We start from the raw sequence: 14,406 nt of genomic DNA, 5'->3' as shown, positions 1-14,406 counted from the left end.
CCTGTCAGCGACGATCTGGACAGCCTGTGCAGATCCGGTAACCTGCCGTTTACTCGCCGCCCCGGCCGGGCACGGATACCCGCCTTCAGGAATCTTCATATGTCGACGCTCGATCACACCCGCAATCTGCTGGACAGCGCCCTCAGCCTGAATGGCCGCGCTCAGCAGTTCGACCGCAACACCACGCTGCTGGGAGGGGTCCCAGAACTGGACTCCATGGCGGTGGTGTCGCTGATCACCGCGATCGAGAGCCACTTCGATATCGTGATCGATGACGACGACGTCAGCGCCGAGACCTTCGAGACGGTCGGCACCCTCGCCGACTTTATCGACGCCAAGCTCGATTAGATCTCACATGGAAGCCGGGTTCCTGGAGGGCAAGGCCGGTCCGGTGTTCCATGTGCTGCATCGACCGGAAGGCCCTTCCGTCCATGGTCGTGTGCTGTTTTTCCCGCCGTTTGCCGAAGAACTCAACAAGTCCCGCCGCATGGTGAACCTGCAGGCCCGCCGTCTGGCGCAGGCCGGGTATGCCGTGCTGGTCCCGGATCTCTACGGATGCGGCGACAGTGGCGGTGACTTCGGCGATGCCGACTGGGACCTGTGGCTGGACGACCTCGCCCGCTGTAATGACCACCTCGAGGCCTGCTGCCCGGCCCCCCTTCTGGTCTGGGGGTTGCGCGCGGGCTGTCTGCTGGCGGGCGATTTCCTGGCCGCGCGTGCCGAACCGGCCGCCACCGCGATCTACTGGGCGCCCGTCACCAATGGCGAACAACACCTGACCCAGTTTCTCCGCCTGCGCATGGCCGCCGGGATGATGGGCGGGCAGAAGGAATCCACCGGTGATCTGCGTTCGCGGCTGCGGGATGGCGAACCGCTGGAGGTGGCGGGCTACACCCTAGCGCCTGCCCTGGCCGAGCGCCTTGCCACCGCCCGCCTGGAGCCGCCCCGGGCGGCATCCGTCGCCTGGTTCGACATCGCAGCACAGGACGATGCCCCGCTGCCGCCGGCGGCCGAACGCCTGATCGAGCGCTGGCGCGAAGATGAGGCGGCCGTAACCGCAACGGTCGTGGGTGGCGACGCCTTCTGGTCCACCCAGGACATCATCGAGGTGCCGCAATTGCTGGAGGCGACCACGCAGCGCCTGGAGGCCCTGGCATGAGCGAGCGCGCCGTTGTCTTCCGGGTGGGGGAGGAGGAACTGCTGGGTATCCTGCACCCCGGCGCGGAGGGCGCCCGGCGTGGCGTGCTGATCGCCGTGGGTGGACCCCAGTACCGGGTCGGCAGTCACCGCCAGTTCCTGCTGCTCGCGCGCCACCTGGCGGCGCAGGGCATCCCGGTATTCCGCTTCGATTTTCGGGGGATGGGGGATGCCTCCGGCCGCCAGCGCGATTACGAAGAAGTCCATGACGACATGAGCGCGGCCATGGATACTTTTGCGCAGCAGGTGCCGGACCTGCGCGAGGTCGTGATCTGGGGCTTGTGCGGTGCCGCCTCGGCCGGCCTGTTCTATGCTTGGCGAGATACCCGCGTGGCGGGGCTGGTGCTGGCCAACCCCTGGGTGCGGACCGACGAAGGCCTGGCCCGCGCGTACCTCAAGACCTACTACCTCAAACGCCTGTTCAGCCGGGATTTCTGGGCCGGGGCCCTGCGGGGCCGCTTCAACCCCTGGACCTCGGTCCAGTCACTCGCGCGCATGGCCGTCGCTGCCCTGCGCCCGCGAGGCACGCAGGGCGATGGGAGTAATCCAGATGCCGCTCGCGCCGATCTGGGCAATGGGCCGCTGCCGGATCGGATGGCGGAGGGCTGGCGGCGCTTCGACGGGCCGATCCTGGTGATCCTCAGCGGCGATGACCTGACCGCGGCCGAGTTTCGCGACGTGGCCACCGCCGCCCCGGCCTGGGAGGGTCTGCTGGCAGAGCCGCGCGTGACCCTGCGCGAGCTGCCGCAGGCCAACCACACGTTCTCGCGTCGTGAATGGCGCGATCAGGTGGCCGCCTGGACACAGGACTGGGTGCAGACGGCCCCCAATCGGGGAGCTACATGACCACGAGCACGCCGCCCAGCATCAATGCGAACCCCGCCGAGGCACCGCGGGCGAGCAGCAGTGTGCCGCGGGTATCGGTGGTGATGCCGGCCTTCAATACCGCCGCCTACATCGCCGAGTCCATCGACAGCGTGCTGGAGCAGGATTACCCGAACCTGGAACTGATCGTGGTGGACGACGGCTCCACCGACGGCACCGTAGAGATCATCCGGGGCTATGGCGATCAATTGACGCTGCTGACGCAACAGAACCAGGGCGCGGCGGTGGCCCGCAACGCGGGTATCGCGGCCGCCACCGGGGAGTACATCGCCTTTATCGACTCCGACGATATCTGGTTGCCGGGCAAGATCACCGCGCAGGTGATGTACATGGAGCAGCACCCGGAGATCGGGTTCACTCACACCCATTTCCTCTCCTGGAAGCCCGGCGCCGACGGCGCATTCCCGCCACCCTCGCAGATGGCGGCCCCCAAAATGCCGGTGCGCGAGGCCCCGGGCGTGGTCGCGGAAGGCTCCGGCTGGGTCTACAACCAGCTCCTGATGGAGTCCCTGCCGCACACCATCACGGTCATGATGCGGCGGCAGCTGGTGGACGAGGTGGGCGAGTTCGATCCGCAGCTCAAGCGCGGCCAGGACTACGACTACTGGATTCGCGCATCGCGGTTATCCGAGTACCGGCAGCTGGACCGCGTCACGGCCCTCTACCGGCTGCACGGCGCCGGCTGCATCACCAAATATCCGGATGTGAACTACGAAGTCGAGGTGGTCCAGCGCGCGCTGGCGCGCTGGGGGCGGGTCGGACCGAACGGGGAGGAAACCCCGGCCGCCGCCGTGCGCAGGCGGCTTGGCGATGCCTGGTTTACGTTTGGCTACCATCACTACTGGAGCGCAAGCCCGCGTATCGCCCGGAATGCGTTTCTGCAGTCCATCCGGCAGCGCCCGCTGCGCGCGAAGTCCTGGGCCTATCTCGGGCTCAGCGCGCTCAAGTCCGTGCGTGCTCCGAGTCGGTAGCAGTTCCGGGCCGCACCCGGGCGATCAAGTACGGCTGCGGTATACCGCAACCCGGCCGATCGGCATTTTGCGAAAGCGCTTGGTGCGGTATTCGCGGTAGGTGACCGGCTCCAGAAACGGAGCCGCGTCCAGCAGCTTTCTCTGGGTTGGATTCTGATACACGACCAGCACTTCCCGTGGCTCGGTCCGCATGGCGTTTTCGAGATTTTCGAGCAACCGCTCCATGATGGCAGCCTTGAACGGGTTGAACAGGTAGATCAGCAAATCGCCCGACGGCAGGTCGTACGCGCCGGCATCGCCGCACACGGTTTCGATCTTCGCTACCTTGCGTTGCGGGTGTTGGTAGAGACGCGCGTTCTCGGTGGCAATGTCGTTCAGGCGCGCGTTGTACTCCACCCCGATCACGCGGCGGAATGGGTGGTGCGAGGCAAGCAGCAGCGCCTTGCCCTTGCCCGAGCCCAGATCAATGAAGGTGTAGCGCCCGTAGGCAATGTCGAGGGAGTGCATGATCCTGTGAAACAGCCTCGGAGGCGCGCCTTCGTAGCCTTCGTGTTCCTGCGGCAGGCCTGCATCGTCCTCGGCCTGCATCCCGGTGTTGGTGCCGTACTTGCGGTCGAAGTCCGTCAGAAAGAACAGGATGTTCCGGGGGATGAGCGTCAGGGTGCGCCAGAACCCGCGCTTGCGCAGTGAATCGCGCAGCCGACCAAACACGTGCGTCATGTCACTGTTCTCCCTTTGCCCGGCTCTGGAATCGCCAGCAGCGTCAGCCTGCGTCGGCGTCCAGGCGCGCGATCAGCGCCTTGCGGTCGACTTTGCCGTTCGCGTTCAGCGGCAGCTCGTGGGTTGCGTGGATTGCGCGGGGCACCATCACGGCGGGCAGGCGCTGGCGCAGTCGGTCGCGCAGTGCCGGTTCCTCAATGTTGTCGCCCACCACAAACGCAACGATGCCGGAGGCGCCACTTTCCGTGCGGGGCCATCCCACGGCCACCGCCTGATCTGTGCCGGCGGCCTCGCGCAGCGCCGCCTCCACCTCGCCGAGCTCGATACGTACCCCGCCGATCTTGATCTGATGGTCCAGGCGCCCGAGAAAGATGATCGGCTCGCCCGGGCCCGGGCGGCGCACCAGGTCGCCGGTCCGGTAGTGCACGCGACCGTCATCCAGGTGCACGAAGGCCTGCGCCGTGCGCTCAGGATCCTTCCAGTAGCCGGGGGTCACCTGCGGACCGCTGATCAGTAATTCGCCCTCGGACCCGACGGGCACCTCCTTTAGGGCCTCGCCCGCCACCCGCAACTTCACCTGGTTGCCCGGATAGCCGATCGGGACCATGCCGTGTTCGCATTCTGTGGGTGATTGCGCCGGGTCCCAGCGGTAGAAGCAGGCATCCACCGTGCACTCGGTGGGGCCGTAGGCGTTGTCGATCCAGGCCTTGGGCGCGGCGGCGGCCATCGCCTCGGCCAGTTCCGCCGACAGTGCCTCGCCGCCAAAGCGGCACAGGCGCAGGTCCGGAAAACGCCCCGGCGCCCAGCCGTTGCGACGGTTCATCCCGTGCCCGGCCGAGGGCGTGATGTCGATCACCGTCAGTGCTTTGTCCGCAATGTAGCGGTTGGGGTTGAACCACTCCTTCGCGGACGGGCAGCACAGGCAGGCGCCAAAGGCCCACGAGACGTACAGATCGAACATCGACGAGTCAAAGGTGATGTCGTAAAACTGCGAGAAGCGGTCCGTCTCGTCAATGCCGAAGTCCCGGTAGCGCTCCAGCGACATCTCCACAAACCGCGCCGCATTGCGCTGGAGTACGCCCACGCCCTTGGGTATGCCCGTGCTGCCCGAGGTGAAGAAGAGGCAGGCCAGGTCGTCTGGTGATACGGCCGCCGGTACCCAGTCCGAGGGGCGATTGGAGTCCCCGATCACCCGAAAGCCGTGTCCGGGCCAGTGCGCCTGGAGCTCGTCCAGCCGCTCGGCATCGGGCAGCAGGATCACGAGCGGGCGGGAGAATGTCCTCAACAGGTCATCGAGCCGCTCCAGCCCCTGATGATCAACCAGCAGCGCCGACAGATCGGCCTGCTCGGCCATCGCCAGTGTGCGCTCCGTCGGGAAGCCCGGATTCAGCGGAACCAGGGTATGTCCGGCCAGCAGCGTACCCAGGAGCCCCTGGTACATTGCCAGCGAGCGCTGGGCCAGCACGCCGATACGGCAGGGCGTGCCATTGCCGTCGACGGACTGCTGCAGGGTGTGGGCAGTTGCGGCGGCAGCCTCGAACAACTCCCCGTAGCTGAGCACCTGACCCTCCACATCCAGGGCCGGGCGCTCCGGGAATTGTTCTACCGAGCGCAGGAAGCCGCTCAGCAATCCGTTCGTTAGCCTGGCGTTTGGCACTGTTGCGGCCCCCGCTTTGCTCGAAAATCCTTTATCCGCGCGGCTTGCCGGCCCTTCCGGCCGGTTGTGGGACGAAGCCCTCGCAGTTTGTCGCGCCCTGGAACGCCTTGGGCGCTTTTCGCCAAGCTTCGGTGATCGGCACATCTCGTACAATCGAGTACATCTACAGGCCGCATGGCCTGGCTAACGGCTGCCTGATGGCGGTTCCTCCTTGGGCCGCCAATGGCCCTTTCATGAAGGATCCGGGTCGGCGCGACATGCTGGAAACCCTGCGCAAGCTGAATGCCCTGCTGGACCCCCGCGACCGCGGGAAGGTCGGGCTGCTGGCGATCCTGATGATCGTGACCGCCTTCATGCAAACGGTGGGTATCGCCTCGGTAATGCCGTTCCTCGCGGTGCTATCCGACCCGGTCATGGTCCAAGACAACGACATGCTGCGCATGGCGTACGATTGGCTGGGGTTCGAGTCCACCAGCAGCTTTCTGTACTTCCTTGGGGTGGCGGCCTTTGCACTGTTCATGACGGGCACGGCGCTGCAGGCTCTGAGCCAGTGGGCGATCATCCGCTTCACCCATATGCAGCAGTACGAGCTGTCCCGGCGGCTAATGGGCGACTACCTGACGCGGCCCTTTACGTTTTACCTCAATCGCAATTCCGGCGACCTGGCCAAGACGGTGCTCCAGGAGACCACGCAGGCGATCAATGGCTCGCTGATGCCAGCGCTCAAGTTGATCAGCCACGGATTGCTGGCCCTGGCGATTATTGCCCTTCTGATTGCGGCACAACCCGGGCTGGCCATGGTCGTAGCCGTCACGCTTGGCAGTGTCTACGCGGCCATCTATATCGTCGCGCGTAGCTGGCTCAGCCGTATCGGGGAGGACCGGGTAGAGGCGAACCGGGAGCGATTCACTGCCGCCGCAGAGGCCTTCGCCGGAGCCAAGGAAATTCGTCTTCTCGGGCGTGAGCGAGACTATCTGGAGCGTTACCGTCGGCCTTCCAAACGCTTTGCCAGCCACCAGGCAAACGCGAGCCTGCTCAAGGACTTGCCTCAATACGCCATCGAGGCCGTTGCCTTTGGCGGGGTGCTCGTTCTGGTTCTGTTCCTGATGGCGGGCGAAGGCGGTCTTGCGCAGGCCTTGCCACTGATCGGTCTGTACGCCCTGGCCGGGCGTCAGCTCATTCCGGCCTTCCAGCAGATCTTCAAGCAGGTCGCTTCGCTGCGTTTCAGTAATGCTGCGGTCGACAACATCCTCAAGGATCTGGGCGCCAGGCCGGAAAGCATATCGCTGCTCGCACGGAATTACCGGCCCGAGCCCCTTGCCCCGGACCACTCCATTGAGGTGGTCGATGCCACCTATCACTATCCGGGGCACGAACGCCCAGCGCTGAACGCTGTATCGCTGGAGGTCGTCGCGCATACCACCGTGGGATTCGTGGGCTCCTCCGGCGCCGGCAAGAGCACCCTGGTGGATCTGCTGCTGGGCCTGCTGGAACCTGACGTAGGCACCATCCGCATTGATGGCCAGCCATTAACCAGGGAGAACGTGCGCAACTGGCAGGCGGCGATCGGCTATGTCCCGCAACACATCTTTCTGGCCGACCAGACCGTCGCCGCCAACATCGCCCTCGGGGTCCCAGAAGACAAGATCGACCAAGCGGCAGTGGAACAGGCTAGCCGTCTGGCCAACCTGCACGACTTCGTCTTGCGCGACCTGCCGGATGGTTACAACACCATTATCGGCGAACGCGGTACCCGCCTCTCGGGTGGCCAGCGACAACGTATCGGTATTGCGCGTGCTTTGTATCGCGACCCCGCCGTGCTCTTTTTTGACGAAGCCACCAGCGCGCTCGACAACGCAACGGAAAAAGCGGTGATGGAGGCCCTACACAATCTTTCCGGCGAAAAAACGATCATTCTGATCGCGCACCGCCTGAGTACCGTCCGCCCCTGTTCTCGTATCTTCGTGTTGGAGCAGGGCAAGGTGGTGGATAGCGGAACCTGGGATGACCTCTCGGGCCAGAGCACCACTTTCCAGAGACTTGCAGCTGGAGCTTCATGATCTCCGCCACCAAAAGGCTCGCGATGGGCGACCGTCGCACCCTGTTACCGAATGAGCGGGGCGGTGTAGTGGCGCGATGCCGTCGATGAACAGCAGATCAAATGAACCACGTCGGCGCCATGGAAAGCCTCGGCCTCGATGGCCTCGCGTCAGCACGAGAACGCCCATTTTTTCGGCGCGTTCCGTTCCTTCTGGCGTTCAGACGCTCGGGCGTGCCTCAACACATACTGAAGAGACGATCTGTAACGATGCTTGAAAACCCGGCCGACTTCCAAGAAAACGACCAAGAGCGACGTACGTTGTCAGTGGGGAGGGCGAGTTGGCACGCTATTTCTCGGGGTGAGTTCGAGACGGTCAGGCAGCTAGCTGGCGGACCCTGGAAAGAACAGTTAGATGGTATTGAACTTCCGTGGTTGTGCTGGCACGTCGACGAACAGTGGTCGTTGGTCCAGCAACGCATGGTGAGCGCCGCCGGCTGGACGCCGGTCGTCGGGAATGATCCGCGGGCGGGAAGGCCGCCATTGATAGATGGTGCCGTATATGTCGACTTTAATGATGGTCTCGGTTTGCCCGCGCTCTCTATGTTGTTTCCGTTGGAATTTGTGTATCTTTTCTCTAGTCGGTTGGCCTTTTGGCACTCTGACTTGTTGATAAGGGAGCCGATGTTTTTTCAGTTGGCAGAGGAGTTCCGCGCTCTGCAGGATGGAGCCACTGCAGCCGTGGATGGCCGGAAGCGGTGGTATCGGAACCTGCTCGGAAAAAGAGGTCGTTATTGGGAGTTGATTGGCTGCACAACTCGAGGGGCGAGTCGGGATCAATATAAAAATGCTTGTGGTTGGTGGCGTCACCAGCACCTCCATCCCAATTGCACAACGGACTCTTCTAAAAGAGTGCGGCAACGTTACACCATCGATCACGGCGCGGGCATCTTGGTATGGGAAGAGCAACATGGAGGCGTCGTACATACTCTTCCGTCCCGCCCTCTCGAAGAAGGGCACTGCACTCGCATCGGCAATAAGCGTTACACACCGCTCTCTCCCAATGATTGGCGCCGGGATCTGAGTAAGGATCTTTCCTTCAATTACGACATAAGAGAGGTGTGTAGCCGTCTGGGTCTGACCAAGTACCTTTTTTAACTATCTACCCCTGACGCGTCACCACAAAAGTCACGGATCCTGGGGGCAAATCTTGGCGCGGCGCTAGCCCGGAGGATTCTCCCTAATGGCGCGCGTCGAATCCAGTATATTGTCTACTTGAGACGCCATGCGAGCATCAACGCCCTCTTCATCAGTCCGAAAGTTGAAAACGGCCGTATCTGGGTGGGCCTCTTTTAGTTTCGTCAGAAAGAAGGCTATTCGTTCACGCGAGAATTCTAGGTCGGAAGGTGTTTTCAATCGCTCATTTCGTCTTCCTCTGTGCTCAATGCGCGCACTGAGAAATTTGGGGTCGCCATCCAAATATATGATTGCGTCAGGCAAGTCTAGATGGACACTCCACATTCGCAACACAGGAGTAATAGCCCACCTAGGGATCCTGGTCCCGAGGCTGCTGCATAGGAAGTTCCATGGCCCTTCCTCCACAAGATAGGATCCCGTCGTTCTCTCGGTGAGCGCATACCAGGCAGCGAGCTTTCGCTGGAACATCCTAATTAGACCATGACGTTTTCGGGGGAAAAGGACAATGAAGGGTGCAAACGACAATGAAACGATAATGGCTTTCCGACGGTGCTTTTCCGTTGGTTTTGGCGCCTTGTCGAACTTGGACGCAGCGAGTTCATGAAAGTGGCTTTTTCCAGACCCTGGCGGCCCCATCAATTCGATGACGAAGCGATTCATACTGCCTCCTACGCAGCCCGTTCGGCGCGCCTCGATCGTACACGAAAGAAACGACAAATGGCGCTCCGCAGGGAGGGTCAGAAGGGATACCACAGATCGGCCCGCACGACTGGTTCCAATCGCTCAGCACGTTTGCGGCTGGCCTGCGCGTCAGCATCGGCATGCGTTCGGCTTTCGTGGTAAGCATTATATGCTGGACACGAATCCGGCCCGCGGATGACAAGGACACACGTTGTGTCCAGTGGAAGTCGCCCACCGAAAGATGCGAGCTCGACGAATGGGCAGGATCTCCTTACTAGGACTCTTTGCGGCTTGTTGTTCATGCGTTGGTGTGTGGATGGCGCCAACCGTACATTCGGAGGATTGAAGTGTGCGACCGCCTAAAAGACTGATTAAGAAGGCCTTGTTGGGCCTTGAAGAGAAATTCGGCGTAACGATAAGGCGTGGGGGTAAGGGTGAGCCGGGAAAGGTTGCAATCTGCCGCCACCCGAGGGAGGCGATGCTAATGAACAGGCGTGGCTATCCGGCGGTCTTCTTAGGTCGTATCTCGAACATTGTGATGCTGAATGGTCTAGGGTTTGGGGAGCGTCAATGGCACCCGTTTCCATGGGCCCAAGAGGAGCTGCTCGTGCAGCCCGACACCCCCTATGGTCAGTCTCGCCTCGTCAAATATTTCCGGGAGTGGAAGCCGCGCCATGCGGCTGAAGCAGTCGTAGGGTTCGATCGCATGCCATCGCTGTTCTTTGATCTTCCTTCGTATGCGTACCATCATTCTCCTTGGGCTGGGGGGACGCCTGAGGATACCAATGCAAAGGTTCGGAGTTTCGTAGAAGCGGACTTCGAGGAGCACGGAAGGCCGGAGCTTAGCGTCGACGTTGACGGGTTTAAGTATCATGGCCCTGTTAGCGATGCATTGGGCGGCTTCGAGCATCGACGGTTGCGTATCGTTCTTGATGCGCTGAGAAAGGAAGGCTTTGATGAAAGCAAGGGAAGGGTAAGTGTGTACGCGCTTAAGAGGGATGGTGAGTTACGGTTTGTTTGCAGAGGTGGCGTACACCGGTTGTCTGGAATGAAGGCTTTGAGTGAAGGTCATGTTCCGGTGAGGTTGTGTCCACCTTATGAGGTCGATGTGGATGAGGCGCACTATTGGCCGGGCGTTCAAAATGGATTTTGGTCAAAGGCGGAAGCGGTTTCCTATTTTGACCATCTTTTTGATTTCCGTTCCATAGAATGGGCTAAGCGAAAAGGCTTCGTGTAATTACAATCCAACGGCGCGAAGGGTTTGTGATTATTTTTGTTTCTGCACACCGGCGAGGTCGTTTTTCTGCATATAATTGAAGATACGAATTTTTTCTTCGGTTTTTAGAAGCCGATTTTCGAGCACGTTATCCGGTCCGAGTTGAAACGTGAAGGTGCGCGCCATTCGGTTCAGCGTTCGGGTGAACATGGTGGATTTTATCTTGGCTGCTGCGTAGCCTCTCAAGGTCGGATCTGGTGTGGGCCAGATGGTCGGAAGTTTCCTGAAAGAAACCTCGATCCCAAGGCTCGAGGCCCAGTCTTTCCACTTGTCCGGAACGATTTCCGGACTTGTTATGACGGGCAGCCAGGGGACGCGGAGCGCCTCGGCGGCAATGGCGCCGTGCATGGCGGAACAGATGAGCTTGTGGCTGCGGCCGATCTGGTCGATGACGTTCTCGCAGGGTGCTTCCGGGTGGATGAAGTGTACACCGGCGTCTTCACACAGCGCTTTCATGCGGTCGTGGCACAGGCCGTGATGTGGCATGAACGCGCAGTCGATGTCTTTTTTTTGGTTGAGGTCTTCCGTGCGGTTCAGCAGGATGCCCGGGTCCGAGATGGCGAGCGACGGATCCACGCCGAGGGTTTTGGCGGTCAGTGGCCCGCGGACAAAATGGATCTTTGCGCGGCGCATCGCGTCTGGAGTGGGTGGCGCACCATAGCCGTAGCCGGTACCGAGGATGTGCAATGTGCCCTGCTCCGGAAGGCGCTCGTTCAGCAGCGTGCCGATCCCGACCAGTACGTCTTCGGAGCCCGGCTCCGGCTCGAGCGGAGCGCGTATGAAACGGGGCCAGAGATAGTCATTCAGCTCGTCGCCGAAGTTGGGCCGTTTACGGTAGCGGTAGAGATACATCCGGGTCTCCAGCAGAATCCACGTGGTATCGCGCCATCCGGGGCGCGGTGCGAAGCGATGCCCGCTGCCATCATGAGAGCCGCCCGCGCTCAGGACAAAACAGATGTCGAACACTGATGCGAAAATTGCCGTCATCGTACCGTATTTCCAGCGCGAAGCCGGGCTGTTGCGGCAATGTGTCCAGTCCGTGCTGGATACCCGGGATGGGCTGTCGGTGCGAGTTCTTGTTGTGGACGATGGCTCGCCGCATTCCGCAGAGGAGGAGATCGGCGATCTGCAGGATGGTGAGACGGTGACCATCATCCACCAGGACAATGCCGGTCCGGCTGCGGCGCGGAATACCGGCCTGGACCGCGTGGGGGATACGCCCTTTGTGACTTTTCTGGACTCCGATGACCAGTGGACGGGCCCTTTTCTCCAGGATGCGGTACGCGCACTGGAACAGGGGTACGACCTGTTTGTCGGCGACAGTCAGCGTGGTGGCGTTCCAAGTACTCGGTTTCACTGGGGGAGCTCACCCGCCGACAATATCCGGCACGACCAACACCGGCTGGTGGATGCGGAGCAACAGCTTTACGAGTTTGTGGGCGATTTCCTCGATCTTCTGGTTCGTCGAAGCAACATTATTAGTGCAAATACGATGGCCTATCGCCTGGAGCGATTCGCGGATATTCGGTTTCCAGCGGATCTGGTGCATGGGGAAGATCGGCTGTTCAAGCTAAGGCTGGGCGCCCGACTACAGCGCGTTGCATTTTCGCCACGCGTGTACGCGGATGAGGGCGAAGGCGTGAATATCTTCGACAAGTCGGGCTGGGATACCGAGGGCTACCTCGGGCTGACCGCCAATTATGTTGCGCTCGCGCATATGATCCTTGCCGAGATCCCGCTGAATGCTCGGCAGAAAGCGTTTGTTCGCCGCCAGCTTGGCAAATCGCGGCGCGGCTTCCTGGCCGGGGTGTTGCATCAGCTACGGCATCGCAAGCCACTGGACTGGTCGGTGGTTGCTAAGACGTTTCGTAATGACCCTGCAGGTGCAATGCTAGTGGGGCCGAATATTCTTCGGTTGATGGCGGATCGCCTGACGAATCGAGGGGATCGCCTGTAGAGCAGGCACGGGCAGCTACGGTTCGCACTAGCGTGACTCGCAAGCGGTTTGAAGACTCATCCATGTGACGATGAGCTGCGCGTGGTAACGGCCGCGTGCTAGTTCAATCGGGGGCAGGCTGCGGCCAATGGCGTCTGCCGTTGCGGATGGCAGTGGTGTCGTGAGCCAGCCATCGGTGGAGCTCGTTTGTCCCTGTTCGGCAAGCCCGGACTCCGCCAGAAAAGACGCTTCGGTGGGTACAGTCCTGGTGAGTGCGTGGCCGCCGGGATTCAGGTAACGCACAACCTGGCCGCTGCGATGCTCCAGGATCAGTGTTTGTTCGATTCGCGGCCGATCCAGGTGGATGGTCCATTCTAGTTGCCCCGTAACTGGCGAAAGCTTAGGGCGGTGCAGAGCGGCCTTGCGGCCCAGCGCGCCGCCCAGCAGGCGCCAGTCAAGCGCGGCCAGCGCGCGCGGGCCCAGGCCGCTGGCGTCGGGGCGTAATAGGGCCCGGGGCTGGCCCGATAGACGGATCCGAACGGTTTGCTCGGCGCGCTCGATTTCACACGAGTCGAAATCGGTAAGGCCGTACAGCATGCCTTCGGTTTCAAAGATCGGTGTCCACCCCGCCAGTCCAGCGTTGCCTTCCAGTGCTTCCCTTGAGATACGGACGGGTGCCGGGCACAACGGGCACCCCTGCCAGGTGACATGCAGCGGTATGCCCCCGGCATAGCGCAGTTCCACCTCGCTGCGGCTGAAGGCCTGAGGTGGTTGGCCGCAACCGGACACCAGGGCGAAGACCGCGCCGGGATCACCCACACGAAACTGCACTGCGTGCGAGTCGTCAGTCGCGGTCGGCTCGCTGGCCCGCAGATCGATGCGTAGAGCGGTGCGGTCCACGCGTGCGGTTCGGTCTCTCGCCCAGGCGACGATCGCGGCCGCCCAGGCGTTGTACACCGAAAGGTGCATGTAGGTGTCCCATCCTGTGCCAGTTGCGTCCTGGTTGGCCGGGTTCAATGCGATGAAGCCGTCCGGTCGGGTCTGTTCCTGCCAGCGCTGAACAATGCCCTGCAACATTCGCCCGGCGGGCGTGGCGCGAGCCTGCGCCTGGTCTGCGCCCAGCAGTATCAGGCTGGCTACCAGGCAGGCATCGCCAAACAAGGCGTGGTTACTGCGGCCGAGACCACCGACATGACCGTGACCGTCCCAGGTTTGCAGGCTCCACTGCAGCAGTCGTTCTACGGTTGGCTGCCAGTCGTTCGCCGCATCGTATTCGGCGGCCGCTACGGCTACGAACAGCGCCTTGTGATGATAGGCGGCGGGGGTGGACCCGGTTCTGGCGCGGTCCGGGTGCGAGGGGTAGTCGATAAAGGCGCCGTTATGGTGGGACCAGTCGCTCAGCAGATGCAGCAGGCGGCGCGCAACGCGCTTCCTGTGGCGTGTGGGTGCTTCCTGGAGTTCGCACAGGCGTGCCAGCAATGCCCAGTTATTGGAAGGGTAGCGCCACGCGAGCGAGCATTCGCCGGCGAGTGCTCGAAGGGAAGCCGCGTCATGCGGGTTTCCGGTTGTAAGGGCGCGATGTTCGGCCAGAAGGTTCAGTAGAAAGCGATTGAATGGCGCGTGTCCACGGTCCGCCGGGGCAAGCGATCGCCAAGCCTCCAGTGCGTGGCGGGCGGCCATCGAATCGTCACCTTCCTGAAGGGTTAGAGCAAGCGCTGCGGCGACCTGGCCGTAATGGTCCGCGGGGCTGGGTGCCTGGTCCTCGGGGTCCCGCAGCCCCGTGCCGGGGCAGATCTGGTCGCGCAGGGCGGTGGTAAGCTGCCGCAGCGCGGACTCCAGCATGGGGGC

At 62.1% G+C, this 14,406-nt stretch carries 12 protein-coding genes; 8 read left to right on the top strand and 4 right to left on the bottom strand.

The genetic code is table 11. From position 1 onward, the window contains the following. Nucleotides 1–99 precede the first annotated feature (99 nt). Genes H609_RS0102685 through H609_RS0102670 form a run of 4 tightly spaced genes read left to right on the top strand, consistent with a single transcriptional unit; the run spans nucleotide 100 to nucleotide 3,053 of the window. Complete coding sequence (locus H609_RS0102685) at nucleotides 100–348, top strand: phosphopantetheine-binding protein (protein WP_017941958.1); 249 nt, start codon at nucleotides 100–102, stop codon at nucleotides 346–348. Between the two features lie 7 nt (nucleotides 349–355). Next, the gene (locus H609_RS0102680) at nucleotides 356–1,159 is read left to right on the top strand and encodes a hydrolase 2, exosortase A system-associated (protein ID WP_028484259.1); all 804 of its coding nucleotides are present in this window, start codon (nucleotides 356–358) and stop codon (nucleotides 1,157–1,159) included. Next, entirely contained in the window at nucleotides 1,156–2,043 is an 888-nt protein-coding gene (locus H609_RS0102675; protein WP_028484258.1) for a hydrolase 1, exosortase A system-associated, read from the top strand. The genes H609_RS0102680 and H609_RS0102675 overlap by 4 nt, the downstream gene beginning before the upstream one ends. Then, nucleotides 2,040–3,053, top strand: a complete 1,014-nt coding sequence (locus H609_RS0102670; RefSeq protein WP_028484257.1) for a glycosyltransferase — start codon at nucleotides 2,040–2,042, stop codon at nucleotides 3,051–3,053. The genes H609_RS0102675 and H609_RS0102670 overlap by 4 nt, the downstream gene beginning before the upstream one ends. Nucleotides 3,054–3,077: 24 nt before the next feature. On the opposite strand, the gene H609_RS0102665 is transcribed toward H609_RS0102670, so the two are convergent. Both H609_RS0102665 and H609_RS0102660 read right to left on the bottom strand, forming a co-directional pair. Beyond that, nucleotides 3,078–3,773 (bottom strand): class I SAM-dependent methyltransferase, encoded by a 696-nt coding sequence (locus H609_RS0102665; RefSeq protein WP_028484256.1) that lies wholly within the window; start codon nucleotides 3,771–3,773, stop codon nucleotides 3,078–3,080. A 43-nt stretch (nucleotides 3,774–3,816) separates the two neighbouring features. After that, a complete protein-coding gene (locus H609_RS0102660) occupies nucleotides 3,817–5,430 on the bottom strand; it encodes an amino acid adenylation domain-containing protein (RefSeq protein WP_028484255.1) in 1,614 nt (537 codons plus the stop codon). A 257-nt stretch (nucleotides 5,431–5,687) separates the two neighbouring features. Here H609_RS0102660 and H609_RS0102655 point away from each other — a divergent pair, with 257 nt between their 5' ends. The 3 genes from H609_RS0102655 (at nucleotide 5,688) to H609_RS14155 (ending at nucleotide 10,583) form a co-directional block, all read left to right on the top strand. After that, entirely contained in the window at nucleotides 5,688–7,490 is a 1,803-nt protein-coding gene (locus tag H609_RS0102655; protein ID WP_028484254.1) for an ABC transporter ATP-binding protein, read from the top strand. 101 nt (nucleotides 7,491–7,591) lie between these two features. Next, complete coding sequence (locus H609_RS13675; protein WP_231369950.1) at nucleotides 7,592–8,626, top strand: hypothetical protein; 1,035 nt, start codon at nucleotides 7,592–7,594, stop codon at nucleotides 8,624–8,626. A 1,204-nt stretch (nucleotides 8,627–9,830) separates the two neighbouring features. Beyond that, a complete protein-coding gene (locus tag H609_RS14155; protein WP_155988712.1) occupies nucleotides 9,831–10,583 on the top strand; it encodes a hypothetical protein in 753 nt (250 codons plus the stop codon). 30 nt (nucleotides 10,584–10,613) lie between these two features. Here the strand turns inward: H609_RS14155 and H609_RS0102645 are convergent, their stop codons facing one another. Beyond that, nucleotides 10,614–11,474: a polysaccharide pyruvyl transferase family protein gene (locus H609_RS0102645; RefSeq protein WP_028484252.1), complete on the bottom strand. Its 861-nt coding sequence runs from the start codon at nucleotides 11,472–11,474 to the stop codon at nucleotides 10,614–10,616. A 103-nt stretch (nucleotides 11,475–11,577) separates the two neighbouring features. Between H609_RS0102645 and H609_RS0102640 the strand changes: the two genes are divergently transcribed. Next, nucleotides 11,578–12,579, top strand: a complete 1,002-nt coding sequence (locus tag H609_RS0102640) for a glycosyltransferase family 2 protein (RefSeq protein WP_028484251.1) — start codon at nucleotides 11,578–11,580, stop codon at nucleotides 12,577–12,579. Between the two features lie 27 nt (nucleotides 12,580–12,606). On the opposite strand, the gene H609_RS0102635 is transcribed toward H609_RS0102640, so the two are convergent. Then, nucleotides 12,607–14,400, bottom strand: coding sequence for a hypothetical protein (locus H609_RS0102635; RefSeq protein ID WP_028484250.1), 1,794 nt, complete (start codon nucleotides 14,398–14,400; stop codon nucleotides 12,607–12,609). Between the last annotated feature and the right edge of the window lie 6 nt (nucleotides 14,401–14,406).

The sequence above is a fragment of the Thioalkalivibrio sp. ALE17 genome, assembly GCF_000425605.1.
GTDB lineage: Bacteria > Pseudomonadota > Gammaproteobacteria > Ectothiorhodospirales > Ectothiorhodospiraceae > Thioalkalivibrio.
Note: the sequence above shows the minus strand (reverse complement) of the source record. Positions and strands in the feature narration are given on the sequence as shown.

Excerpts from the sequence above, each read along its gene's own strand:
- H609_RS0102685 (WP_017941958.1), top strand. The coding sequence starts at position 100 with ATGTCGACGCTCGATCACACCCGCAATCTGCTGGACAGCGCCCTCAGC.
- H609_RS0102680 (WP_028484259.1), top strand. The coding sequence starts at position 356 with ATGGAAGCCGGGTTCCTGGAGGGCAAGGCCGGTCCGGTGTTCCATGTG.
- H609_RS0102675 (WP_028484258.1), top strand. The coding sequence starts at position 1,156 with ATGAGCGAGCGCGCCGTTGTCTTCCGGGTGGGGGAGGAGGAACTGCTG.
- H609_RS0102670 (WP_028484257.1), top strand. The coding sequence starts at position 2,040 with ATGACCACGAGCACGCCGCCCAGCATCAATGCGAACCCCGCCGAGGCA.
- H609_RS0102665 (WP_028484256.1), bottom strand. The coding sequence starts at position 3,773 with ATGACGCACGTGTTTGGTCGGCTGCGCGATTCACTGCGCAAGCGCGGG.
- H609_RS0102655 (WP_028484254.1), top strand. The coding sequence starts at position 5,688 with ATGCTGGAAACCCTGCGCAAGCTGAATGCCCTGCTGGACCCCCGCGAC.
- H609_RS13675 (WP_231369950.1), top strand. The coding sequence starts at position 7,592 with ATGAACCACGTCGGCGCCATGGAAAGCCTCGGCCTCGATGGCCTCGCG.
- H609_RS14155 (WP_155988712.1), top strand. The coding sequence starts at position 9,831 with ATGAACAGGCGTGGCTATCCGGCGGTCTTCTTAGGTCGTATCTCGAAC.
- H609_RS0102645 (WP_028484252.1), bottom strand. The coding sequence starts at position 11,474 with ATGTATCTCTACCGCTACCGTAAACGGCCCAACTTCGGCGACGAGCTG.
- H609_RS0102640 (WP_028484251.1), top strand. The coding sequence starts at position 11,578 with ATGTCGAACACTGATGCGAAAATTGCCGTCATCGTACCGTATTTCCAG.
- H609_RS0102635 (WP_028484250.1), bottom strand. The coding sequence starts at position 14,400 with ATGCTGGAGTCCGCGCTGCGGCAGCTTACCACCGCCCTGCGCGACCAG.